This window comes from Streptomyces sp. NPDC026575 (assembly GCF_055567415.1).
In genome coordinates this window covers 95147-118219 of the sequence record NZ_JBVHQM010000021.1, presented here as the reverse complement: position 1 = coordinate 118219, position 23073 = coordinate 95147, and the positions used below count along the sequence as shown (strand labels likewise).

Annotated in this window: 21 protein-coding genes and 2 pseudogenes; 13 read left to right on the top strand and 10 right to left on the bottom strand. The window is 68.7% G+C overall.

The annotated features are described in order from the left end of the window. Positions 1-64: 64 nt before the first annotated feature. A complete protein-coding gene (locus tag ACZ4NB_RS27355; protein WP_467665631.1) occupies positions 65-259 on the bottom strand; it encodes a DUF6126 family protein in 195 nt (64 codons plus the stop codon). Positions 260-279: 20 nt separating this feature from the next. Then, on the bottom strand, positions 280-906 hold the full coding sequence (locus ACZ4NB_RS27350; RefSeq protein ID WP_467665629.1) for a helix-turn-helix domain-containing protein: 627 nt from the start codon (positions 904-906) through the stop codon (positions 280-282). Between the two features lie 229 nt (positions 907-1135). On the opposite strand from ACZ4NB_RS27350, the gene ACZ4NB_RS27345 reads away from it, so the two are divergent. The 3 genes from ACZ4NB_RS27345 to ACZ4NB_RS27335 all read left to right on the top strand — a co-directional run bounded on the left by ACZ4NB_RS27345 (position 1136) and on the right by ACZ4NB_RS27335 (position 3588). Next, on the top strand, positions 1136-1585 hold the full coding sequence (locus ACZ4NB_RS27345; RefSeq protein WP_467665627.1) for a ribonuclease: 450 nt from the start codon (positions 1136-1138) through the stop codon (positions 1583-1585). Between the two features lie 307 nt (positions 1586-1892). After that, the gene (locus ACZ4NB_RS27340; protein ID WP_467665625.1) at positions 1893-2561 is read left to right on the top strand and encodes a bifunctional 4-hydroxy-2-oxoglutarate aldolase/2-dehydro-3-deoxy-phosphogluconate aldolase; all 669 of its coding nucleotides are present in this window, start codon (positions 1893-1895) and stop codon (positions 2559-2561) included. Between the two features lie 199 nt (positions 2562-2760). Then, entirely contained in the window at positions 2761-3588 is an 828-nt protein-coding gene (locus ACZ4NB_RS27335; protein ID WP_467665623.1) for a transporter substrate-binding domain-containing protein, read from the top strand. An 18-nt stretch (positions 3589-3606) separates the two neighbouring features. Here the strand turns inward: ACZ4NB_RS27335 and ACZ4NB_RS27330 are convergent, their stop codons facing one another. Continuing rightward, on the bottom strand, positions 3607-3975 hold the full coding sequence (locus ACZ4NB_RS27330) for a VOC family protein (RefSeq protein WP_467665621.1): 369 nt from the start codon (positions 3973-3975) through the stop codon (positions 3607-3609). 243 nt (positions 3976-4218) lie between these two features. Here ACZ4NB_RS27330 and ACZ4NB_RS27325 point away from each other — a divergent pair, with 243 nt between their 5' ends. The 7 genes from ACZ4NB_RS27325 (at position 4219) to ACZ4NB_RS27295 (ending at position 11360) form a co-directional block, all read left to right on the top strand. Then, on the top strand, positions 4219-4938 hold the full coding sequence (locus ACZ4NB_RS27325) for a GntR family transcriptional regulator (RefSeq protein WP_467665687.1): 720 nt from the start codon (positions 4219-4221) through the stop codon (positions 4936-4938). Between the two features lie 365 nt (positions 4939-5303). Then, the gene (locus ACZ4NB_RS27320; RefSeq protein ID WP_467665619.1) at positions 5304-6329 is read left to right on the top strand and encodes a sugar ABC transporter substrate-binding protein; all 1026 of its coding nucleotides are present in this window, start codon (positions 5304-5306) and stop codon (positions 6327-6329) included. 221 nt (positions 6330-6550) lie between these two features. Further along, on the top strand, positions 6551-7564 hold the full coding sequence (locus tag ACZ4NB_RS27315) for a sugar ABC transporter substrate-binding protein (protein ID WP_467665617.1): 1014 nt from the start codon (positions 6551-6553) through the stop codon (positions 7562-7564). Continuing rightward, positions 7561-8631 carry an ABC transporter permease gene (locus tag ACZ4NB_RS27310; RefSeq protein WP_467665615.1) on the top strand — a complete coding sequence of 357 codons (1071 nt, stop codon included), beginning with the start codon at positions 7561-7563 and terminating at the stop codon, positions 8629-8631. Before ACZ4NB_RS27315 ends, ACZ4NB_RS27310 begins: the two co-directional genes overlap by 4 nt. Next, positions 8628-9473 carry an ATP-binding cassette domain-containing protein gene (locus ACZ4NB_RS27305; RefSeq protein WP_467665613.1) on the top strand — a complete coding sequence of 282 codons (846 nt, stop codon included), beginning with the start codon at positions 8628-8630 and terminating at the stop codon, positions 9471-9473. Before ACZ4NB_RS27310 ends, ACZ4NB_RS27305 begins: the two co-directional genes overlap by 4 nt. A 196-nt stretch (positions 9474-9669) precedes the next feature. Further along, a complete protein-coding gene (locus ACZ4NB_RS27300) occupies positions 9670-10791 on the top strand; it encodes an ROK family glucokinase (protein WP_467665611.1) in 1122 nt (373 codons plus the stop codon). After that, complete coding sequence (locus ACZ4NB_RS27295) at positions 10788-11360, top strand: hypothetical protein (RefSeq protein ID WP_467665609.1); 573 nt, start codon at positions 10788-10790, stop codon at positions 11358-11360. The genes ACZ4NB_RS27300 and ACZ4NB_RS27295 overlap by 4 nt, the downstream gene beginning before the upstream one ends. Positions 11361-11460: 100 nt before the next feature. On the opposite strand, the gene ACZ4NB_RS27290 is transcribed toward ACZ4NB_RS27295, so the two are convergent. Both ACZ4NB_RS27290 and ACZ4NB_RS27285 read right to left on the bottom strand, forming a co-directional pair. After that, positions 11461-12579, bottom strand: a complete 1119-nt coding sequence (locus ACZ4NB_RS27290) for an oxygenase MpaB family protein (RefSeq protein ID WP_467665607.1) — start codon at positions 12577-12579, stop codon at positions 11461-11463. Between the two features lie 168 nt (positions 12580-12747). Beyond that, entirely contained in the window at positions 12748-14295 is a 1548-nt protein-coding gene (locus ACZ4NB_RS27285) for an MFS transporter (protein ID WP_467665605.1), read from the bottom strand. 103 nt (positions 14296-14398) lie between these two features. Between ACZ4NB_RS27285 and ACZ4NB_RS27280 the strand changes: the two genes are divergently transcribed. From ACZ4NB_RS27280 to ACZ4NB_RS27270, 3 genes are all read left to right on the top strand, one after another. Next, entirely contained in the window at positions 14399-15274 is an 876-nt protein-coding gene (locus ACZ4NB_RS27280) for a helix-turn-helix domain-containing protein (RefSeq protein ID WP_467665604.1), read from the top strand. 1182 nt (positions 15275-16456) lie between these two features. Next, positions 16457-17557 (top strand): RICIN domain-containing protein, encoded by a 1101-nt coding sequence (locus ACZ4NB_RS27275; protein ID WP_467665603.1) that lies wholly within the window; start codon positions 16457-16459, stop codon positions 17555-17557. A gap of 32 nt (positions 17558-17589) precedes the next feature. Next, positions 17590-19563: a hypothetical protein gene (locus ACZ4NB_RS27270; RefSeq protein ID WP_467665601.1), complete on the top strand. Its 1974-nt coding sequence runs from the start codon at positions 17590-17592 to the stop codon at positions 19561-19563. Positions 19564-19910: 347 nt separating this feature from the next. Here the strand turns inward: ACZ4NB_RS27270 and ACZ4NB_RS27265 are convergent, their stop codons facing one another. The 5 genes and pseudogenes from ACZ4NB_RS27265 to ACZ4NB_RS27245 all read right to left on the bottom strand — a co-directional run. Next, complete coding sequence (locus ACZ4NB_RS27265; protein ID WP_467665599.1) at positions 19911-20234, bottom strand: hypothetical protein; 324 nt, start codon at positions 20232-20234, stop codon at positions 19911-19913. A 74-nt stretch (positions 20235-20308) separates the two neighbouring features. Next, a pseudogene (locus ACZ4NB_RS27260) lies at positions 20309-20815 on the bottom strand (IS256 family transposase); the annotation flags it as partial. A gap of 273 nt (positions 20816-21088) precedes the next feature. Next, a complete protein-coding gene (locus ACZ4NB_RS27255; protein ID WP_467665597.1) occupies positions 21089-21418 on the bottom strand; it encodes a hypothetical protein in 330 nt (109 codons plus the stop codon). A 187-nt stretch (positions 21419-21605) separates the two neighbouring features. Then, positions 21606-22205: a hypothetical protein gene (locus ACZ4NB_RS27250; protein ID WP_467665595.1), complete on the bottom strand. Its 600-nt coding sequence runs from the start codon at positions 22203-22205 to the stop codon at positions 21606-21608. Between the two features lie 432 nt (positions 22206-22637). Beyond that, positions 22638-23004: pseudogene (locus ACZ4NB_RS27245) on the bottom strand (short-chain fatty acyl-CoA regulator family protein); the annotation flags it as partial. Positions 23005-23073: the final 69 nt, after the last annotated feature.

Genomic DNA, 23073 nt, shown 5'->3' with positions numbered 1-23073 from the left:
TGACGGGGCAATGGACTTTCGGACCGGACGGATGGACGGCCTCGCGGGCCGTGCGGGCCTGCCGTCAGCGCGACTTGGCGACGACCACCAGCAGACTCATGAACGCCAGCAGCACATGCGTCGCCACGACGTAGATGAACACCCGCACATACACCCCGCGGGGTGCCTTGTTCTCGACGTAGCGGCGGGTGGGGAGGGTCTCGGCGGGGATCGCCTCGTCCGGGCGATCCGCCGGGTGAGGAGTGGAGTGGTCGGGCACGGCCTAGGATCCTTCCCTGGTCACAGGCCACGGCGCGGCACATCGCCGCCCAGGCACAGCTCGGCGGCGCCGCTCTGCAGCAGCGTGTGGACGAACAGCAGCTCCGCACCGCCCCGGGAGGCGGCGGCGATACGGTGCGGGGTCAGCGAGTCGAAGTGCGCGGCGTCGCCCGGGTCCAGCACCTGCACCGCCGCACCGAGCGTCAGCCGCAGCCGCCCCTTGAGGACGTACAGCCACTCCTCGCCGGGGTGCACCCGGACCAGCTCGCCCTGCGCCTGCTGCGGCACATGGACCCGCAGCGCCTGCATCGCCCGCCCGGCGCCGCCCACGGTCCAGTACGTCCAGCCGCCGGCCTCCGACGGCTGCGCGCGGGCGGCCCGCACGATCGGGTCCCGCTCGGGGACGGTCTCGCCGAGCAGGTCGGATACCGTGGTGCCGTACGTACGCGCGAGCGCCAGCAGCATCGGCAGCGAGGGCTGGCGCCGGTTGGTCTCCAGCCGCGACAGGTGCGCGGGCGAGAGCCCCACCAGCCGGGCCGCGGCCTCCAGCGTGAGACCACTGCGTCGTCGCAGGTCGCGAAGGCGCGGTGCGACGGTGGGGAGATCCTCCGGCGGGGCGCCGGCGGGCTCGTCGGGGAGCTCGGTCATATCCCCGGTATAACCGTCCTTCGCCTCTCGGGCAAAGTTCTTGCCTCAGAGGCAAAGTCCCGTCCGAGGAGCGACGCGGCTCGCGAAGCGTCCCGTGGGGCGGCCCCGGCCCCGACCGGTCGAATCAGGACATTCAGGGTGGCGAACTGGGGTCGCCTTGTGAACTCCCGGGAAACTTCGATGATTTGGCATTGACAGGGGCATGTCTACGCGCGTCATTCTGGGAGGCATGAGAATCCCCCCACGGATCACCAGGATCGGCGCCGCCGGCGCCCTTGCTTCGGCCCTTCTCCTCGGCGGGACCGCGGTCGCCGCCACGCCCTCCGTCGCCACCGCGCGCCCGGCCGCCCCGTACGCCGCGACGGCGCACGCCACGACCGTGCACGTCCAGGCCGTCGGAGACATCTGCTACTCCAAGCTGCCCGCGCAGGCCCATGACACCCTCGACCTGATCGCCAAGGGCGGGCCCTTCCCGTTCCCGAAGGACGGGACGGTGTTCGACAACCGCGAGGGCATCCTCCCGGACCACAACACCGGCTACTACCACGAGTACACCGTCATCACGCCGGGCTCGCCGGACCGCGGTGCGCGTCGCATCGTGACCGGTGAGAAGCAGAACGAGGACTACTACACCGCCGACCACTACGCGTCGTTCGACCTCGTCGACCGCGGCTGCTGAGAGCGGCCCGCGAACTACCCGCGGCGGCCGGGGTGCACACGCACCCCGGCCGCCGTCGTGCTGTGCGCCCCCTTTTACCTGCCAATTCTCGCCTTCTTGGCAGAAGGGGCGCGTGGGGCGCACCCCCGAGGCAGGATTGTCAGTGGTTCCCGGTAGCGTTTCGGTAGAAACGAGGAGCGGGCGGGCATCGGCGGACAAGGGACCATGTGCGGTCAACTGCTGCGGCGCGCCCCGTAAAGGCCGTATCCGCCGTGGGCCTGGCGAGTCGGCATGAGGCGCTGGAGAAAAGGAAGGACGGCGAACTGCCGTGTATCGATGGGAGATCACCCGGGCCGCACTGGCGCAGCGCGTTTTCGCCATCGTCCGCAGCACGACGTACGACGAGGCGAGCGCCACCGCCGACACCCTGCTGTCCGCCGGCATCACGAGCCTGGAGATATCCCTGACCACCCCCTTCGCGCTGGAGGCGGTCACGACGCTGACCCGCGAGCTGGGTGATGACGCGGTCATCGGCGCGGGCACGGTCCTTGACGGGGTGTCGGCCCGGATGGCGGTCGACGCCGGCGCGCGCTATCTGGTCTCCCCGATCCTGGACGCCGAGGTCATCCGCACGGGCCACCGCTACGGCGTCCCGGTCTTCCCCGGAGTGTCGACGCCGACGGAGATGGTCCGCGCCCTCGAACTGGGCGCCGACGCCCTCAAGCTGTTCCCCGCCTCGGCGCACGAACCGTCCTGGCTCAAGGACATCCGCGCCTCCCTGCCGCAGGTGCCGCTGCTGCCGACGGGCGGGGTGACGCTGGACAGCGCGCCGGAGTGGATAGCCGCCGGTGCGGTCGCCGTCGGCATGGGCTCGGCGCTCTCCGAAGGCGACCGCGACACCGTCGCCAAGCGCGCCGCCGAACTCCTCACCCGCCTCGCCGAGGCCGCTCCGGACCAGGAGCCGGGCCGCGCCCCCGCGGGCCTCTACGACGACTGACGGCCCCGCCCGGCCAGGACTCCGTGGCGGCCCCGCCCCACCGCCCGGTCGAGGGGTTCACCGCGGCCCTCGGCTCTGTCACGCTGAGCGCTTCGGCCATGTGATCACGCCGCCGTGCGCGCCGCTTCCCGCCCTGGCGCGCACCGTGGCTGAGCGCGTGACCGCCCGACCAGGAGTCACAGCAGCCACCGGAGCCCGTATGAAGCGCGCCGCCACCCTGTCCGCCCTCGCCTGTCTGCTCGCCGTCACCGCCGCCGCCCCGGCGGCCTCCGAGGCCCCCGCCGCGTCCAGGGGAGCCCTGTCCGGAGCCGGCAAGAAGGTCTCGGCCCTCGACACCGTCCCGCGGCGCGGGGTACTGCGCGTCTGCACCACCGGCGACTACCGCCCCTTCACCCACCTGGACCCCAGCACCGGCACGTACCGCGGAGTGGACATCGAGATGGCCCAGGACCTCGCCAAGAGCCTGGACGCCACGCCCCGTTACGTCGCCACGACCTGGTCCCGGCTCGTCGCCGACCTGTCGGCCGGCCGCTGCGACATCGCCATGGGCGGGGTGTCCATCACCCTCCCGCGCGCCCGCGCCGTCTCCTTCAGCGAGCCGACCCGCACGGACGGCAAGACACCCATCGCACGCTGCGCCGACCAGGACAGGTACCGGACCCTGGAGCAGATCGACCGCCCGGGCACCACCGTCATCGTCAACCCCGGCGGCACCAACGAGGAGTTCGCCCGCGCCCACATCAAGCGGGCCACCCTCAAGGTCCATCCGGACAACACCACCATCTTCGACGAGATCATCGCCGGCCGCGCCGACGTGATGATGACCGACGCCGGTGAGACCCGCTACCAGGCCAAGATCCACCCCGAACTCTGCTCGATCCACCCGGACAAGCCCTTCACCTTCTCCGAGAAGGCATACGCCCTGCCCCGCGCCGACACCGAGTTCACGGCCTATGTGAACCAGTGGGTCCATCTGGCCACGCACGACGGGACGTACCGCGCGTACGAGAAGGAGTGGATGAAGTAGCCGAAGCAGCGGGAGGGGTCAGGCCGTCGTGCCGCGCTCCGTCGCATGGCTCAGCACATTGACGATCCGGCCGTTGGGGTCCTTGGTGAAGAAGCGGCGCACGCCCCACTCCTCGTTCTGGAGGGGGTGGACGATCTCGGCGCCGGCGGCCAGCACGGCGGCGTACGCCGCGTCCACATCGTCGACCTCGATGCTCATGTCGGGGGTGACGGGGGCGGTGCGGTCCTCGGTCATGAAGATGAGCTGTGCGGTGGGGTGGGCGGGGGAGGCGAGGGTCATGATCCAGCCCTGATGCATGACCTCCTCCAGGCCCAGCAGGCCGTAGAACGTGCGGCTCTCCTCCAGGGCGTCGGAGCGGATGTCGGGGACGACGCGGCGTACGGACACGGGGACTCCTCGGTCGGGGTGCTCGGTACGGGGCCTCTCTGGCTATCAGAAGCGGCCATCGGCGCGCAGGGGAAGGGCGCAGGCGCCGCCCGGTGCGGCCGAGCACGACCCTCGGTAGTAGTCCTTGTCCGGACAATGTGACCTCTGGACTTCCCGTCATCTGCCGGGGCGGATACGCTCGCCAGCGTGGGGAAACGCGATACAGAAGATGCCCTGGGCGCCGAGAGCCCCGTCCAGTTCAGCGTGGACCGGAGCAGCCCGGTCCCGCTGTACTTCCAGTTGTCACAGCAACTGGAGGCGGCGATCGAGAACGGCAGGCTCGCCCCCGGCAGTCTGCTCGGCAACGAGATCGAGCTGGCCGGCCGGCTCGGGCTGTCCCGGCCGACCGTGCGGCAGGCGATCCAGTCGCTGGTGGACAAGGGGCTGCTGGTGCGCCGCCGCGGCATCGGCACCCAGGTCGTCCACAGCCAGGTCAAGCGGCCCCTGGAGCTGAGCAGCCTCTACGACGACCTGGAGGCGGCCGGGCAGAAGCCGGCCACCCGGGTGCTGCTCAACACCACCACCGAGGCCGACGCCGAGGTCGCCGCCGCGCTGGGCATCGCCGAGGGCGCTCAGGTCGCACTGGTCGAGCGGCTGCGGCTGACGCACGGTGAGCCGGTGGCCCATCTGCGCAACCACCTGCCCGCCGGACTGCTCAAGCTGGAGACCGCCGAGCTGGAGGAGACCGGCCTGTACCGCCTCATGCGGTCGGCCGGGATCACCCTGCACAGCGCCCGGCAGGCCGTCGGCGCCCGGGCCGCGACCGCCGAGGAGGGGCAGCGGCTCGACGAGCCCGAGGGCGCCCCGCTGCTCACGATGCAGCGGACGACGTTCGACGACACCGGGCGCGCGGTCGAGTTCGGCTCGCATGTCTACCGGGCTTCGCGTTACGCCTTCGAATTCCAGCTGCTGGTCCGTCCCTGAGCGCTCTGCAAGGGCCGGCGTCGGCACATCGTGATCGGGGCCGCCGGAAAGTCCGGCGGCCCCTTCGTTGTGTCCCCGTTGTGTCTTCATCGTGATTTCGGGGTGTTTTCGTGGGGTTTTCTGCGGGTGTTTTCCGGGGTGCTTTCGGTCGGGATTGCCGGGCGGTCGATCCTTCTTCTCGTCCTTCCCCGGAGTCCGGTCGGCGCCTGCACTGAGCCCGTGCGGAGGGTTGATGCATCCAGCTATGCCCCGATATGACGCATGCCCGCGTCAGAATGTTCGGACAAAGTATTGACGTGGCTCCGTACGCGCCTTAGAACTCTCTCCAGCCGCATTCAGGCGGCCGGGAGAAAGGCGGTCCCACGATGATCGGCGTGCGAAACGTACGTATGGCTCGACCCGTCAATGTCCTCAGCGCGGCGGCCCTGGTGGCGGCCCTCGCACTGGTCGCCGGATGCAGCAGCTCCGGGGGCAAGGGCTCCGAAAGCAAGCCCGGGGCGTCCGGCAGCGGCGGCAAGAGCGCCGGTACGCCCCGGCTGACCATCGGCATGGTCAGCCACTCCGGCGAGGGCGACACCTTCTGGGACATCGTCCAGAACGGCGCCAAGGCGGCCGCCGCCAAGGACAATGTGAAGTTTCTGTACGCCAGCGACAAAGAGGGCTCCAAGCAGGCCCAGCTGATCCAGTCCTACATCGACGCGAAGGTCGACGGGCTGATCGTCACGCTCGCCAAGCCGGAGGCGGTCAAGGCCGCCGTCCGCAAGGCCGTCGCGGCGGGCATCCCGGTCATCACCATCAACTCGGGCGGCGAGGTCTCCAAGGCGTACGGCGCGCTAACGCATATCGGCCAGGATGAGTCGGTGGCCGGCCAGGCCGTCGGCGAGGAGCTCGCCGGCCGGCACGCCAAGAAGGTCCTGTGCGTCATCCACGAGCAGGGCAACGTGTCCCTGGAGGACCGCTGTGCGGGCGTCCGCAAGGGCTTCGACGGCAAGGTCGAGAACCTCAACGTCGACGGCACCAACGCGCCGGCCTCGCAGTCCTCGGTCGAGGCCAAGCTGCAGTCCGACAAGTCCATCGACTCGATCGTCACGCTCGGTGCCCCGATGGCGGCGATCTCCGTCAAGGCCAAGGAGGAGGCGGGCAGCGACGCACAGGTCGCGACGTTCGACCTGAACCCGGCCGTGGTCAAGCTCCTCAAGGCCAAGGACGTCGCCTTCGCCGTCGACCAGCAGCCCTACCTCCAGGGCTACGAGGCGGTGGACCTGCTCTGGCTGAACAAGACCAACGCCGATGTGCTCGGTGGCGGAAAGCCGGTGCTCACCGGCCCGGCCCTGGTCGGCCAGGAGGACGTTCCGAAGCTGGAGGAGTACACCGGGCGCGGGACCCGGTGAAGCCGTAACGGAAGGCGGGACCCGATGAACCGGTACAGATCGCCGGTAACGGATACTTGGTCGGTTGGAGCCGGCCGCCCGGTACCGGCGTGCGACACCGTGAAGGCGCAGCCAGGACGGCCCGGCGGGGCCGGAAGGGCGAGACAGCCAGGACGGCCGGCGCAGCCAACACGGCCGATACAGCCAACACAGCGTGACATCAGCGGGAAGGGCAAGTCCTCGTGGCAAGGGTTCGGAGAAGGGGACGCGTCGTGAGCGCCGTGGTGGCGGCGACGCTCGGCGCCTCGCTGGCGGGATGCAGCGCCACCGGAGGCAAGCGCGCCGAGGAGGAGCGGGCCGCCCAGGCCGCCGGCGGCAGGGCCGCGGTGAACACCCCCAGGTGGACGTTCGCGATGGTCACCCACTCGGGAGACGGCGACACCTTCTGGGACATTGTGCAGAACGGCGCCGAGCAGGCCGCCGCCAAGGACAACATCAAGTTCGTCTACGGGCACGACAAGGAAGCCAGCCGACAGAGCCAGCTCGTGCAGTCCTATATCGACCAGAAGGTCGACGGACTGATCGTCTCGCTGGCCAAGCCGAACGCCATGAAGGACGTCGTCCGCAAGGCCGAGAAGGCCGGTATACCGGTGATCACGGTGAATTCCGGGGCCGAGGAGTCCAAGGCGTTCGGCGCGCTGACGCATATCGGCCAGGACGAGGCGGTGGCCGGCGAGGCCGTCGGCGAGGAACTGAACAAGCGCGGCCGGAAGAAGGCGCTCTGCGTCCTGCACGAGCAGGGCAACGTCGGCCATGAGCAGCGCTGCGACGGTGCCGAGAAGACGTTCAAGGGCGATCTTCAAAAGCTCTACGTCGAGGGCACGAACATGCCCGACGTTCAGTCCTCGATCGAGTCCAAGCTCCAGTCGGACCGCGGTATCGACTCCGTCGTCACACTCGGTGCGCCCTTCGCCGCCACCGCGGTCAAGGCGAAAGAGCAGGCCGGCAGCGACGCCGAGATCGACACCTTCGACCTCAACGCACAGGTCGCGGACGGCCTCAAGAACGACTCGCTGGGCTTCGCGGTCGACCAGCAGCCCTATCTGCAGGGCTACGAGGCGGTCGATCTGCTCTGGCTCTACAAGTACAACTCCGACGTTCTCGGCGGCGGCAAGCCGGTGCTCACCGGCCCCCAGGTGATCACCAAGAAGGACGCCGCCGCGCTGCAGGAATACACGAAGCGGGGAACACGATGAGCACCACCGACGCACCACCTCTGCAGCCCGCGGGCCCGCCGGCCAAGCATGCCGACGAACGCCTGCTGCACCGCTCCCTGGCGCGCCGCCTGATGGGCCGCCCCGAACTCGGCTCGGTCGTCGGCGCGGCCGCCGTCTTCCTCTTCTTCTCCTTGACCGCCGAACCCTTTCTGCAGGCGTCCAGCCTTTCCACCGTGCTGTACGCCTCGTCAACGATCGGCATCATGGCCGTGCCGGTGGCGCTGCTGATGATCGGCGGCGAGTTCGATCTCTCGGCCGGTGTCATGGTCGTCAGCTCGGCGCTGATCTCGTCGATGTTCAGCTACCAGATGACGGCCAACACCTGGGTCGGCGTCGGGGTGTCGTTGCTGGTCACCCTCGCCATCGGGGTCTTCAACGGCATCCTGCTGACCCGTACGAAGCTCCCGAGCTTCATCATCACGCTCGGCACGTTCTTCATGCTGACGGGCCTGAACCTCGGCTTCACCAAGCTGATCAGCGGCACGGTCTCCACGAAGTCCATCGCCGACATGGAGGGCTTCGCGTCGGCCCGCGCGCTCTTCGCCTCGCATCTGACGATCGGCAGCGTCGACATCCAGATCACCATCCTGTGGTGGATCGCGCTGGTCGCGGTGGCCACCTGGATCCTGCTGCGCACCCGCGTCGGCAACTGGATCTTCGCGGTGGGCGGCAACTCCGACGCCGCACGGGCGGTCGGTGTCCCGGTGACCAAGACCAAGATCGGCCTCTATATGGGCGTCGCCTTCGCCGCCTGGGTCTCCGGACAGCACCTGCTGTTCTCGTACGACGCGATCCAGTCCGGCGACGGGGTGGGCAACGAGTTCCTCTACATCATCGCCGCGGCGGTCGGCGGCTGTCTGATGACCGGCGGCTTCGGCTCGGCGATCGGTGCCGCCGTCGGTGCCTTCATCTTCGGCATGACCAGTAAGGGCATCGTCTACGCCCAGTGGAATCCCGACTGGTACAAGTTCTTCCTCGGCGCGATGTTGCTCCTCGCCACACTCCTGAACGCATGGGTCCGCAAGCGGGCGGAGGAGAAGTCATGACAGACCTGGACAAGAAGACCGCCGAGGGCGGGAAGACGGCCCTGGTCGAGCTGACGGACGTCAGCAAGTTCTACGGCAACATCAAGGCGCTGGAGGGTGTGTCCCTGGAAGTGCACGCGGGGGAGATCTCCTGTGTGCTCGGCGACAACGGCGCCGGCAAGTCCACCCTCATCAAGATCATCGCGGGGCTGCACCGGCACGACGCCGGCACCTTCACCATCGAGGGCGAGGAGACCACCCTCTCCTCCCCGCGCGAGGCCCTGGACCGCGGTATCGCCACCGTCTACCAGGACCTGGCCGTGGTCCCCCTGATGCCGGTGTGGCGCAACTTCTTCCTCGGCTCCGAGCCGACCACGGGGGTGGGCCCCTTCAAGCGGCTCGACGTCCGCACGATGCGCGAGACCACCCGCAGCGAACTGCTGCGGATGGGTATCGACCTGCGCGACGTCGACCAGCCGATCGGGACCCTCTCGGGCGGTGAACGGCAGTGCGTCGCCATCGCCCGGGCCGTCTACTTCGGCGCCAAGGTCCTCGTCCTGGACGAGCCGACCGCGGCGCTCGGCGTCAAGCAGTCCGGTGTCGTGCTCAAGTACGTCGCGGCCGCCCGGGACGCCGGGCTCGGCGTGGTGTTGATCACCCACAATCCGCACCACGCCTACCTCGTCGGCGATCGTTTCGTCCTCCTCAAGCGCGGCACGATGGCCGGCAGCCACGCCAAGTCGGAGATCGCCCTGGAGGAGCTGACCCGCCAAATGGCGGGCGGCAGCGAACTGGAACAGCTCAGCCACGAGCTGTCCCGCACCGCGACACCGGAATTCCCCGGCGGTCACCGGCCCGAGTGATCACCGGCCCCCGCCTCCGCGCCCCGTGGTCCGCCGCGGGGCGCGGAGGCATGTGCGCGGTGCGCCGCACGGCCCCGGTGATGCACAATCGCAGCGAACCAGTACATCGAGGCCCCGGCCTCCCGAGACCCGCAGGGACGAGACGACTCTTGCGCGCACGCAGCCGCCGCGACCGTAACGGCGAAGAGGTGGGTCGATGAGCATGTACCGGGACCGGGTGCACCGCGGATCCGCGAGGGCCACCGTGCTGCGCACGGTCGGCACCCGCGAGCGGCGCTCGCATCTGACCGCCCCCCGTGTGCCCACCGTCGGTATCGACATCGGCGGCACCAAGGTCATGGCGGGCGTGGTCGACGCCGACGGGACGATCCTGGAGAAGGTCCGCACCGAGACGCCGGACAAGTCCAAGAGCCCCAAGGTCGTCGAGGACACCATCACCGAGCTGGTGCTCGACCTCTCCGACCGGCACGACGTCCACGCGGTGGGCATCGGCGCGGCCGGCTGGGTCGACGCCGACCGTTCCAATGTGCTCTTCGCCCCCCATCTGAACTGGCGCAACGAGCCGCTGCGCGACCGGCTCGCCGGCCGGCTGGCCGTCCCCGTCATGGTCGACAACGACGCCAACACCGCCGCCTGGGCGGAGTGGCGGTTCGGCGCCGGCCGCGGCGAGGACCACCTCGTCATGATCACCCTCGGTACGGGCATCGGCGGCGCCATCCTGGAGGACGGCGCGGTCAAGCGCGGCAAATACGGTGTGGCGGGCGAATTCGGCCATATGCAGGTCGTCCCCGGCGGCCACCGCTGCCCGTGCGGCAACCGCGGCTGCTGGGAGCAGTACAGCTCCGGCAACGCCCTCGTACGGGAGGCCCGGGAGCTGGCCGCCGCCGACTCCCCGGTCGCGTACAACATCATCGAGCGGGTCGGCGGCCGCATCGGCGACATCACCGGGCCGCTGATCACCGAGCTGGCCCGGGAGGGCGACGCGATGTGCGTCGAACTCCTCCAGGACATCGGCCAGTGGCTCGGCGTCGGCATCGCCAACCTCGCCGCCGCCCTCGACCCGTCCTGCTTCGTCATCGGCGGTGGTGTCAGCGCCGCCGACGACCTCCTGATCGCCCCGGCCAGGGACGCCTTCCGGCGCCACCTCACCGGCCGCGGCTACCGCCCCGAAGCCGCCATCACCAAGGCCCAGCTGGGCCCCGAGGCCGGAATGGTCGGCGCCGCCGATCTCGCCCGCCTGGTGGCCCGCCGATTCCGCCGCGCCAACCGCCGGCGCGTGGAGCGCTACGAACGCTACGAACGGGCCGGCCGCCGATGACCGAAACCGAGTCGCCCACCATGCACGACGACCACCTCCCCACCCCGCCGCCCCGGGACAAGCGCCGCCGCCCCGTGCTGATGGCGCTGATCGTCTTCCTGCTGATCGCGATCCCGGCCGGCTATATCGTCATCTCCGCCGAGCAGAGCCGCGACAGCGGCGAGGGCAAGGAGCAGGAGGCCGCCGCCACGGGCCTGACCAACGCCTTCCCCTCCAAGGTCCAGCAGCGGATCTACAACGTGCCGGTCCCGATCGGCTCCACCCCGGTCTGGTACTACGAGACCAACTCCTGGGAGACCAGCTCGCTGTTCGTCCAGTTCCGGACGAACGACTGGGGCCTGGAGCACTACCTCAAGGCCGTCGGCACCAGCACCGCCGCCCTGAAGAAGGGCCTGAAGACCATTCCGCCCGAACAGGCGGCGAAGGTCGGCTGGGACTTCGGCGTCGACTGGCCCTGGGCGGGCACGACGACCACGAGCAAGGCACCGCATCCGTACCAGCGGATCATGGTCAGCTATGACGAGCCGGGACACCCGGTCGTCTACACCGTCTCGACGGTGCGGTTCTGACCTGCGCGGACCTTGCTCCGGGCAGGGGCGGCGGCCCGGGACGAGGCCAGCAGCCGGTGGTGTCACCGGCGGGCCGCGGTGTCGGAGGGCGGCTCCCAGGTCAGGACGGCTGGGGTTCGGTCAACCCGTTCGGAACCTGCCACTCGTGGCGCCGCCCCTTGTTGGTCAACCGCAGGCCGTTCTTGAAGACGACCAGGCCCAGTTCGCTCGCCGCCTTCGCCACAAGGGGCGCGGTATCGCCCGTCTTCCCGTAGCCGAAGTTCAGCACGGACCCGGCCTGGAGCGCCGTCTTGGTGTAGTCCGCAGGCGGGACCTTGACGAGGTCGGCGGCCTGGTCACCGATGAGGTGCCGGATCAGGGTCGGCCCGGTTCCGGTGAAGGCCGGGCCGGGCAGTACTTCGCGGATGAAGTCGAGTACGGCCTTGGTCAGGGCGATACCGGCCGCCGAGGACTTCTGTTGGCGCCTGAGGATGGTGTCGAAGAGTTCCGCGCCGTCGTCGTAGGAAGGCGGGTTCAGCCGGTCGTCGACCCCCAGGACGTGTCCGACGACGCGCCAGACGTGGAAGAAGGCGTCGCGGTCCTCGGGCGGCAGGTCGACGCCCAGCCGCACAAGCCCTCGCGGGATGATGACAGCGAAGCTCATCAGCGTCCCGGCCAGGTCTTCCTGGTTGACCGGCAGCCCCCAAGCCCGGCTCCAGTCGTCCTGGCGGCCGACGTGGTACCGCATGGTGGCGTGCAGCAGACGGATCTTCTGTGCCGAGCGGAGCCCGCGCCCCCGGGGTCCCAGACCCCCGTCGTCGAGGACGTCGACCACGAACTGCGAGGTCTCCATCAGCCTCCGGTACACCCCCGAGGTCAGGCGCTGTGAACGTGCGAGCACCTGGGCCCCGTCCGCGCAGCCGTAGCACAGTGGGAGGGAGGCGCACAGCAGTGTCGAGACGACCAGCGCCTCGTAGCGGCCCAGCAGGGTGCGACCGCGCTCGATCAGCTCCCGGTCGGCCCACTCGGGCAGTACGGAGCTCTGCTCGAAGTACCGCTGGAGCTGGGGCGGCAGGCCGGCGGGCAAGGTGTCGCTGTTCTTGCCGAACCCGAGCAGCGCCCGCCGTACCTCTTCCTGTCTCCCCAGCTCGTAGGTCTCGGCGATCGCGGCGTCGCCCGCCGCATCACCGGTCTCCCGCATCCGGTCCAGCACCTCGTCCGTCCACACACCGGCGGGCACATCGGCCTCCTCGAATCAGGTCATCTCGTCCACGTCTACCAGCCCGAGCGGGGCGCTGACGGCAACGTCACCCGAACGAGAAGAAGGACGGCCGGATGGGCGCTCATGCGTCGAATCCGGTCTCGCCCGAGCCGGCCACGAGGCCGTCCGCCGCCCCCGGCTGGACACTCAGCGTGGAGTCGGCAGGGATCCCCGGACGCCGCCTACTTCGACGATGTCCTGGGCCGGGGGTGCCGAACAGGCGTCGTCGGGGCTGGTGAAGGCCCTCGGCAGGTAGCGCACGGCCAAGGCGCCGAGTGCGGCGTGGAGGATGCCTGCGACCGCGGCGGCGGCGTGCAGACCGGTGACGAAGGCGGCCTTGGCATCGCTGACCGCTGCGGCCGTGAGGCCGGGTGTCCGGAGCGTCTCGTTGAGAGTGCCGGCGAGGTCGGGGCCCTGGAGTCGGAAGACCGCAGCGGCCAGCGAGCCGAGGAGCGCGATGCCGAGGGCGTTGCCGATCTCATTGCTGGTCTCGGCGATCGCTGCCGCGGATCCGGCGCGCTCCGTGGGCACCGCGGCGACGGCGATGTCGGCGACCACGCTGAAGGAGATGCCGTAGCCGATGCCGGCGATGACGGTGGAGGCCACGTACCAGCCGATGCCGCCGGAGGCGCCGGGCGCCAGCAGCACGAGCATGCCGGCGGCGATGAAGAAGTGGCAGGCGATGAGCGCTGCCCGGGGGCCGATACGTGCGACCACAGCAGGTGTGGCGATGCAGGTCACGGTGAGCACAGCGGCGCCGGGGAGAGCGACGAGAGCCGCGTCCATGACGGTCAGACCGAGGACGGACTGGAGGTAGATCCCGCCGAGGTAGGCCGTTGCCGACCAGGCTGCCAGCGGCAGCAACCCGGTCAGGGCCGCGATCGTGAACACCCGGTCGCGGAAGAGGCGGAAGTCGATCAGCGGGTGTTCGAGGCGATGCTGCCGCCGGACGAACCACCCCAGCGCCGCGACGCCGACGATCCCTGTGGCCGTCGGGGCCGCGGTCAGCCCCTCCGCGGCAACATGCTTGATCGCGTAGACGGTCAGCAGGATGCCCACGGTGGAGAGCACCACGCTCAGGATGTCGACGCGGCCGGTTCGCGCGGCACGTACCTCGCGGAGCAGGATCGGGGCCAGGACCAGGAACAGCACCACGACGGGGAGATTGACCAGGAAGACCGACCCCCACCAGAAGCTGCTCAGCAGCCGCCCGCCGATGGCCGGACCGATCGCGAAGCCCGCGGCGAACGTGGCGGCGAAGATGCCGATCGCCTTCGCCCGCCGGCGCGAGTCGGGAAACAGTTCGCTGAGTACGGCCAGCGCCGACGGCAGCAGCGTGGCACCGGCCACACCCATCAGGGCCCGGAAGGCGATCAGCAGCTCCGGCCCGGGGGCGAACGCCGCTCCCGCCGAGGCTGCGCCGAACACCGCCGTGCCCGTCATCAGCAGCTTCAGCCTGCCGTACCGGTCCCCGATGTTCCCGAACGCGATGAGCAGGGACCCGACGGCGAACCCGTAGACGTCCAGGATCCACAACGCCTGATCAGCGGTCGGCGACAGCGCCTCGGAGACCTTGGCCATCGCCAGGAACAGAACCGAACCATCCATCGCGACCAGCAGCACCGGCCCGAGTACCACCAGCAGACCGAGCCACGCCCGCAGGCCCGGCGAGTGAGAAACACGCTGTTCGTCCATGCCTTTGACGGTGCGGCACCGCCCGCCCGGCAACCATCCCCGCGCCATGGGTACACCTGGCAGGGATACTCAGGGGCGGACCGTGGCGCCTACGCTCCAAGGCATGGAACTGGAGAGCCTCGGGACCTATCTCAAGACCCGCCGCGACCGGGTCACACCCGCCGACGTCGGCCTGCGCATGTACGGTGCCGCCCGCCGCGTACCGGGCTTGCGCCGCGAGGAACTCGCCCACCTCGCCGGCGTGAGCGCCGGCTACTACACGCGGCTGGAACAAGGCCAGGCCGGTACGGCCTCCCAGCAGGTCCTCGATGCGCTCGCCGGCGTGCTCCAGCTCGATCCGGTCGAGACGGCCCACCTGCACAACCTCGCCCGACAGTCCGCCCCACCGCGCCTCGTCCGCCCCCGGCCCGAAAGGCCGCATCCGCGGGTACTGGCGCTCCTGGCCTCTCTGGGCGAGACCATACCGGCCGTCCTGCTCGGCCGCCGCGGCGACGTACTGGCCTGGAACCGCACCGGACATGCCCTCGTCGCCGGACACATCGACTTCGACGCACCCCACGATCCCGCGCGACGACCGTCCATCCCCCGGATGTTCTTCCTCGACTCCCTCACCCGCGACATGCACCGAAACTGGTCCGAACTCGCCCGAATACACGCCGCCTACCTGCGGCTCACCGCGGGCCGGTATCCCACCGACGCCCGGTTGGCCGAACTGATCGGCGAACTCGCCATGCGCAGCCGCGACTTCGCCGAACTCTGGGCCAAGGCGGACGTCGCGGACTGCACTGTGGGCACCATGCGCCTACAGCACCCCACGGTTGGCGGGGTCGACGTCGACTACCAGGTGTGGCTCCAACCTGAGAGCCCCGACCACCGGCTGGAGGTCTACACGCCCAACGACCCCGCCTCGGCCGATGCCTTGCGACTGCTGTCCGACCAAGCCGCCGACCAGCGGAGACCCAAGGGCCGCACCTGCTGAGGCGGTCTCTTCACCGATCACGACGGGGGACGCTTCGACCGGCGCACTCAGGACCACGGACCACGATCTGAGATCGCGCAGGGTGCGAGTGAGCCACCGAGGCGCACTCTCCAGCATCGCCGTGATGGGGCCGGAAGACACCTCAGTCCTGATCACGAGCAAGGCACCGAATCCGTTACCAGCGGATCATGGTGAGCTACGAGGAGCCGGGGCACCCACCCGGTCGTCCACACCGTCTCCACGATGAGGCTCTGACCTGCGCGCGCCCCGCTTCGGGCGCGATCGGCTTCGGCCATGACATGGCTGGAGATCAGCAAGGTGACTCCGTCGGCCGCCGAGGCGAAGGACATCAGGTTCTCCCCGATACGCTCGGCCCGTAGCGCGGCTAGCGGTTCACCGGGTGCGGGCAGAGGGAACTCCAGCTCCGGGACCACGTAATCGAAAGTTGGCGTTGACCTGCTGGACCGGGGGGAGGAAACGGGACTGGCTATTCCCGGCGGCAGAGACCGTCGCCCTGCCGCAGCCTTGTCTCTCATGACGGTTCCCATCTGATGTTCTGGGCCTTGAACACCCGGCTATGAGTGCCACCGGTCGGCGTGTGGAAGCGCCGTTAGCAGCACGGCTTTCGCTGCTAAGGGTTCAGCGCGCTTCACACAGACGCGCCCGCAAGCCGGCAGCAGACACTGAGCGATGGCGAGGCCGTTCCACACGGCCGCGACGGAGGGGATGCGCGCGCCGCCGAAGGGGATCAGGGCCATGCTGGGGTGCGTTGCGTTGCCCCGCAGTCGCACCACTCAGCGATGATCTGCGACTTCGGGATGGGCTGCCGGTTCAGGATGCTTCGCCGCAACAGCAGGGTGCATTCGATGGCATCACTCGATCAGGGGAATGTGATCAGGTCAGCGCCGAAGCACCTCAACTGCCCCCTCGTGTCGACGGTTGGCTTGAAAGGCTCGGAACCCCCTCGGACAACCTTGCGGCTGTCACTCCAGCGCAGGCGGAATCGCAGCACACGGACAGGGCGCCCCGAAATCGGGAATCGATTGCCTTCGCTGCCCTGGGCCTGATTCGCACGCTAATTGGCGCTGGCTGATCTTGCCCTGTTTCGCGGCAACGGTCTTTACACGCCTCCCATGGCTCGGTGGAGTTATTGCTCCGAAAGAGTGACAGGGGAGGGTGTCTGTGAGCGAGCTGCTGGAAGGCAGTCAGTACCTGATCAAGAGCAAGAAGACCGGGTTGTATATGACCGGGAAGCCGAATCCGGACCGTGCGGAGCACGGAACCGTCGAGATGCAGCCTCTGCGGGAGGGGGAGGAGCGCAAGACACAGCTGTGGGAATTGCGGCAGGGCAACGCCCAGGGGCGGTTCATGCTGCGCAACATGCAGCGGCGGCAGTCGTACCTGCACCCCACCGGGCACAGCGGTGATGCCAGCACCCGACTGGAAGAATTCGTCTACGAGCAGGACCACGAAGACAGCTACATGTGGGAGCTGGCCAAGGAGGCGGCTCCGGGTGGTGATGTCTGGACGCTGAAGTGCGTGGTCGGCGGGCGCTGGCTCAACATCGTGGGCCACAGCGACGCGGCGGGCGCCCAGGCGGAGATCTACGACGACCACCAAGACACCCACGCCTACCGGCAGTGGACGCTGGAGCGGGTCCCCTCGACGGCATCCGGGGTCGAACTGCCGCTGACCTTCTCCGTCCCCCAGGAGTTCCAGTCCCTGGACCTCCTGGCCTCCGCCGAGGAGAACACCAACCAGCTGCTCGAACGGCTCGGGAAGCTCGACCCCCCGCCGTCGCAGGAGGAGCTCGCCCACGCCGTCCTCGCGCAGCAGACGATGTATGAGGTGTTGACCGCGGCCGGGGCCGTCTACGCCGGTGTCCTGCTGGCCAAGACGCCGGGAGACGCCCCGCCGGAGCAGCAGCACCTGAGCTCGGCGATGCTGACGGTCGTCGCCCGGCCCAGCGAGCTGAACAACGAGGAAACGGTCGACCGCCTGGCACGCACGCTGGGGGCGATCCATCCCGAGGCCGAGGTCGGCGTCTCCCGGATGCCCACGGGGCGCGTGGTGCTGCTGACCCAGGACAGCAAGGTCGACCAACCGGCCAACCTCCTGGCCAACGGCGGCCCGCCCACCGTGGTGCGCCAGTTGCATGTCTTCGTGCCCGTCCCGGGCCGGCTGGCGATGGCGGACTTCTCCATCTCCACCGAGAACGTCGCCGAGTGGGACCACTACGTCGACATCCTGGCCGGCGTCTGCAACACCATCAAGTTCACCTGAATCCGACTGCCGCCACGGACAAAGGACTCGCCATGACGAAGTCGCTGTACACACTGGAAAGCGAAGCCAAGACCCAGCTGCCCAACCTCGGCTACAACGCCTCCGTGCACGACCTGGTCGTGCAGGCCGCACACAAGGAACTCAACCGGTTCGTCGAGAACGAGGGCGAAGCGGTGCATATGTGGGGCTGGGACCCGGGCTCTTTGCACGACGCGGACCGCTACCGCATCAGCCAGCTCCTGCGCTCCTTCACCTACCAGGAACAGCGCATCATCGCCGCCCTGAAACGACTGGACGAGCAGTACCGCGCCTACGTCGCTTCCTCTCCCCAGGCCCGCGCGAATGCCGAGGCGTTCATCGCCTCGCTCAATCAGGCCGCCGCCCGCCGCGTCGTCGACATCGTCCTCACCCACCGGCCGTGGGATGCAGCGGCCTCCTCGTTCACGGATGACAAGCGAGACCAGGTGGCCAAGGATGTGGTGGCCAAGTGGCAACAGGCGGCTTCGTATTTCGATCCTCACGCTTCCCAGGAGGGGCGGGTGCCCTGGGGGTACCACGAGGATTGGCGGGTGAGCGAGAGCGAACGCCTCGTGGATGGTGTGCTCGCGCAACACATCAAAGACACGCCCGCGATGGCGAAGGTCACGGAGGCTGTCAACAAGGACATCGAGGATCTCCAGGGAGGCGACACGGGGTTCGACTACGACGAGCCCACTGCCGACGACGAGCCCGGTGCCGCTGACGGGCCCGGGACAGGCTTCAAGGCGCTTTCGGGCCTCAAGCCCCTCGCGAAGCGCGCCGAGGGCGCTATTGACTTCGCCGGAGACGTCGCTGAGGACTTCCTGCCGAAGCCCGTCGCGGATGCCGCCCGCCCCGTCGTGAACGCCGTCGAGGACCTTCTGGCCCGCATGTACGAGACGTACGCCGACCCGCATGCGGGCACCTACCCCCAACCTCCCTTCCGTCGCATCCACACCCTGCACAGCGTCATCGACTTCCACGACCCCCAAATCGCCCGCGAGCTCGGCTGGCGCAGCAACGCGTTCGCCTCCAACCCCTGGGACGAGCAAGGGAACGAGAGGCCCGAGGACACGTCCTTCAAGGGTTCCGGGTTCGACATGGACTTGTGGCGTCTGAAGGACCACGGCTACCCCACCGCGCGCATCCCCGACGGGCGGCTGTACGACCTGGTGGACATCGCCCTGGCCGTGCAGGCGGAGTACCAGCTGCAGTGCTTCTTCGTGGACCGGGAACTGGCCAAGGTCATCGAGACCCGGGGTAAGGAAGAGCAGTGGCTCTACAAAAAGACCGCGGAGTGGGCCGCCGAGCTGGCCGCGGCGAAGCAGCGGGAGATCGACCGCTGGAGCTTTTGGGGTGACGTCCTCGGCATGGTCAGTGCCGTCGCGGGCGTCTGTACGTTCATCCCGGGGCTGTCTTTGATCGCGGGCCCGATCGCCGTCGTCACCGCTGGTGTGTCGCTCGGCTTGCACGCCAAGGCCATCTCCCTCAAGGGGAAGGTGGACCTCGCGGATGGCGTCACGCTCGCAACGGATGTGCTGTCTGCCCTTCCCGTCGTCGGCTCAGTGGCCAAGGGGGCGAAGGGCGCGTGGGCGGCGGCCCGTTTGAACAAGGTCGCCAACGTGATCGTCCGCGATGGCGGGCGGGCGCTCGTCGGGGCGATCGCCAGCAAGAGCGCATCCGACGCCAGCCGGGTGTTCGACTACCTGGGCAAGAAGGGCGCCAAGGTGGTCACCGGCACCGTCATCGAGAGCAAGATCCCCGGGAGGGTGCTGCAGGGGGCGGTTGCCCTGGCCACGCAGGTACCCACGGCTGTCGAATGGGCCACCCCCGTGGACCAAGTAGCGAAGGACACGGCCGCTGGTACCGCGCTGACCGCCAATGTCGGCCAGACCATTGGCGAATGGGACACGGTGGGCGCCTTCACGAAGAAGGTGGGCACCCTCAGCCTCGAACGTTTCGGGAAGTTCTTCACGAGCCTCCACTGAGGCACCCCTCGCCCGGAGCACCACGCTTCGCAGGGAGCCACCCCGGCCGGCGCCGGGCCCCCAGGGGCCCGGCGTTTCTTCCACAGGACCCATTCGGACGGCAACGCCGAATGCGCCGACGACAAGCCACGACACCGCCTGATCCATCCAGGTCTCAGCACCGGCCTCGCCTGGTAATCCTGCCGCTACATCAGCGTCCTCAAGCACTGGCGTGGTCTGGCACATGCGCACCGACAAACCCGCCATCCAGAGGCTCTCCGACAGCCGCTCACCGGAGCCAGAGCCGGATGCAGGGTGGTGACGGGTTTCCCGAGAGCAATTGTCAAGAGCTGTGGATCAGCAGCTGTTCACACGGTCTCGTGGTTCAGGTGGATGAGCCCTTCGATGGAGCCCAGGCGGGCCTGCATGGCGGGGTCCGCAACCGGCGTGGTGGTGAGCAACAGCACCTGGGCCGACGGGTGTTCCGGAGCGTAGAGGTCGTCTTCGCCGTCGTCGCCGGGGATCGGGTTGGGCTGGATCTCGACCCGTCCGTTGGGGCTGCTGGCGAGGTGGTAGACGCCCCGGTAGTCGCTGTCGCGCTCGGTGAAGACCAGCCCGAGACAGTCACTGACGAGCCGGACCAGGTCGTCGGCGGTGTGGGCGCTGGTGCCGTAGGTGTGATGGTCGGTCATGGTGCATCAGACCCTATGCCGCGACGGTGGCGGGACGCTCGACCAGTTGGACGCGTTCGAAGCGGGCCCCGACTCGGACGAGGGCGACGAGGTGGGGCGTTGAGCACGTTGGCCGTTTTGTGAACCCAGCACCTCTGATGCCGGGAGGCGGGGAAGACCTCGGCCAGGGTCTTCCAGAAGCCGAGAGCCCCGTCGCCCACCGCCAGGACCGGGGCACGCATTCCCCGGCGTGCGCAGTCGCGCAGCAGGTCCGCCCAGGACTCGTCCGACTCGCGGTAACCGTCCTTGAGCGCGACCAGCTCCTTGCTGCCGTCCGCACGCACGCCGACCAGGACGAGCACGCAGGCTTTGGCTTCCTCCAGGCGGACGTTGAGGTGGATGCCGTCGGCCCACACGTACACGTAGTCGACCTCCGCGAGGTCGCGGTCCATGAACGCGGCGTGGTCGGCCTGCCACTGCTGGGTCAGCCGGGTGACCGTGGCTGGAGACAGCCCGGCTGAACTGCCCACGAACTGCTCCAGCGCGGGCACGAAGTCGCCGGAGGACAGGCCGTGCAGGTAGGGCAGGGGCAGCACCTCGCTGTCGGACGATCTCGTCGATCAGGGAGGAGCCGCTGGCCGTGGTGCCGTCGTCATTCACTACGCTGAGGACGTGCCTTCCCGGCCGGTGCTGCGAACACCGGTCTTGCTCGGTGACCTATCGATCAATCACTCGGGAAGGTACGTCCTCCCCGAGGCGATCCACAGGTCCTGAGCATTGCTCGTTTCCCGATTCTCCCCATGCGTACGCACGTAGGGAGTTTCGGAAAAACACAGCACCATCCTGCACCCCCGCCCGGTCACCCGCAGGCATACTCACGCCGGTTTCAGGACTTTCTGCGAGATCGAGAACACTACGTACTCCGCGGGGCGGGTCGGAGCGATGGCAATGTCGCACGTCACGATGCCCTCAGCCTGGGCAGCCGGCGGGTTGTTCTTCTCGTCGCACTGCACAGAGAACGCTTCCTCGGGAGAGCTGCCCTTCAGTACTCCCTGCTTCCACTTGCCATGCAGGAACCCGCCCACGTTCTCCTTATGGGCCTCCAACGTCTCCGGCGTCACCTCGTTGCCTTCAAAGGGGACCGACTCCTCGATTCCCTCCTTCAGGCCCTCCACAAGGACGCCATCCGCTCCCGGGATATCCACGCTTTGCCCTCCTCCATCTCGACACCACTCGACCGGAGTGAAGCCTCCCCGTCAGACGGGGCGAGCGAACGAAGACCACTCGACTGTGTGACCCCAGGTCTCGACCCTGACGCTACGCTGCGGGCCCGCCTCGACCTCGACACCAGCCCGCGCCTCGGCACAGCCCCCGCCGACCGCGGCACGGCCACTACTCGACGATGTCCTGGATGCTAATAACCCCCCGTGCGAGCAGAACCCGTCGGATGCGCTCAGAGATGTTGAGGCCCAGACGGTTATCGAGGGTTTTGTACGTTTCGAGCAGGTAGAGCCCCTCCTCTTTGTTTGCCACGAGAGACTCGGCACCCGGAAACGTAACGGCCCGGAACTCTTCCTTCAGAGTGGAGTACTTCTTCCACAGATACGGGGCAATATCAGAGTTCTGCAGGAGGTACTCGTTGATCTGGACACGGTAGAAGCGCTGCAGGCGACGCGGGGTCAGCTCGCCGGGGTCGATCTTCGACTGCAGGCTCAGGTCGTCTCGGACGTCGAACTCCTTGTAGACCGCCTTAACGTTGATCTTCTCGCCGTTCATGATGAACTCGCCGAAGACTTTGTTGCCGGAGCCGACGACGGCGGTCTGGATGGCACAGAACAAGAGGATCTTCAGGCCACCCTTGGCCGTAATGGTCTTGAGGATCTCCCCGTCCGAGTAGTTGTCCGTCGACACAGGCTGGAAGCCCTTGAAGTCGGCGATTGCGACGAGATCCTTCAACTGCTGGTTGTTCAGGAATTGCTGTTCCATGCCCATGGCTGGGTGACTCCCTGTCCTCGTCCCTCGGTGCGCACGCTTCGGCCCGTCGATAGGGTCAATTCCTCGCTGGTTACCCCAGGGCCGGCCGGGTAGGCCGAGCAGAGGGTGGATTCAGCCGGTGGGGGGAACGGTGGCTTGACCTCGCCTGCCTCGGGCTGGGCGGCGGGACCGCGGTCGACACTCCGCGGCTACCTCCGCATCGGCTACGCCCAGATCTCCCCCCGAGCGTGTCCGTGCCAGGATGACGAAGTCCGTCGGCTCCGGAAGGACGCCGCCGACGAGCAGCTCTCGAAGTGACTTGCCAGGTAAGGAGTGCAGGGCCACTCTTGCCGACAAGTGGTCGCTCGACGTGAGGCACTCCTGGCGTATGGGGTACCCCTGACATGCGGCGGCGGGTGAGCGGCCCGAAGGATTCCCTCCCCGTACCGCTTACTCCTTGCTGCCCGACGTCTCCACCGGATAGGGGACATGGGTTCGTCGGTCGGGGGCGACGGCCATCCGGCCATCCGGCCATCCGGCCACCCGCCGGCGGCCGGGTCCGCTGGGCGCAGACGCGACGCTCGCGGATGCGGCAGCCCAGGCCGATCGGAGTCGCCGCCCGGGGGTCTTCCAGGGCAACGCCTTCCGCGTAGACCAGACGACGCGCGTGGCGCAGTTCGCAGCCGAGGGCGATGGCGAACTCGGCGCGTGGCGCGTGATGCCCGGCTCCGCCTCGGGCGACGGTGCGCGTCACCCAGAAGTGACGCTTGCCGTCGGCCATTTCGGCGGAGGGTGCTGAGGGGCGGTCGCAGACGGTCTCGAAGCCGACCCCGAAAACCTCATTTTGCCACGCTCGGGAAGCCGGACATCCGTTTCACCAGCGCGC

What these genes read in the sequence shown, in the direction of transcription:
- ACZ4NB_RS27350 (WP_467665629.1), bottom strand. Translation starts at nt 906, where the DNA reads ATGACCGAGCTCCCCGACGAGCCCGCCGGCGCCCCGCCGGAGGATCTC.
- ACZ4NB_RS27345 (WP_467665627.1), top strand. Translation starts at nt 1,136, where the DNA reads ATGAGAATCCCCCCACGGATCACCAGGATCGGCGCCGCCGGCGCCCTT.
- ACZ4NB_RS27335 (WP_467665623.1), top strand. Translation starts at nt 2,761, where the DNA reads ATGAAGCGCGCCGCCACCCTGTCCGCCCTCGCCTGTCTGCTCGCCGTC.
- ACZ4NB_RS27320 (WP_467665619.1), top strand. Translation starts at nt 5,304, where the DNA reads ATGATCGGCGTGCGAAACGTACGTATGGCTCGACCCGTCAATGTCCTC.
- ACZ4NB_RS27310 (WP_467665615.1), top strand. Translation starts at nt 7,561, where the DNA reads ATGAGCACCACCGACGCACCACCTCTGCAGCCCGCGGGCCCGCCGGCC.
- ACZ4NB_RS27305 (WP_467665613.1), top strand. Translation starts at nt 8,628, where the DNA reads ATGACAGACCTGGACAAGAAGACCGCCGAGGGCGGGAAGACGGCCCTG.
- ACZ4NB_RS27300 (WP_467665611.1), top strand. Translation starts at nt 9,670, where the DNA reads ATGAGCATGTACCGGGACCGGGTGCACCGCGGATCCGCGAGGGCCACC.
- ACZ4NB_RS27295 (WP_467665609.1), top strand. Translation starts at nt 10,788, where the DNA reads ATGACCGAAACCGAGTCGCCCACCATGCACGACGACCACCTCCCCACC.
- ACZ4NB_RS27285 (WP_467665605.1), bottom strand. Translation starts at nt 14,295, where the DNA reads ATGGACGAACAGCGTGTTTCTCACTCGCCGGGCCTGCGGGCGTGGCTC.
- ACZ4NB_RS27280 (WP_467665604.1), top strand. Translation starts at nt 14,399, where the DNA reads ATGGAACTGGAGAGCCTCGGGACCTATCTCAAGACCCGCCGCGACCGG.
- ACZ4NB_RS27270 (WP_467665601.1), top strand. Translation starts at nt 17,590, where the DNA reads ATGACGAAGTCGCTGTACACACTGGAAAGCGAAGCCAAGACCCAGCTG.
- ACZ4NB_RS27265 (WP_467665599.1), bottom strand. Translation starts at nt 20,234, where the DNA reads ATGACCGACCATCACACCTACGGCACCAGCGCCCACACCGCCGACGAC.
- ACZ4NB_RS27250 (WP_467665595.1), bottom strand. Translation starts at nt 22,205, where the DNA reads ATGGGCATGGAACAGCAATTCCTGAACAACCAGCAGTTGAAGGATCTC.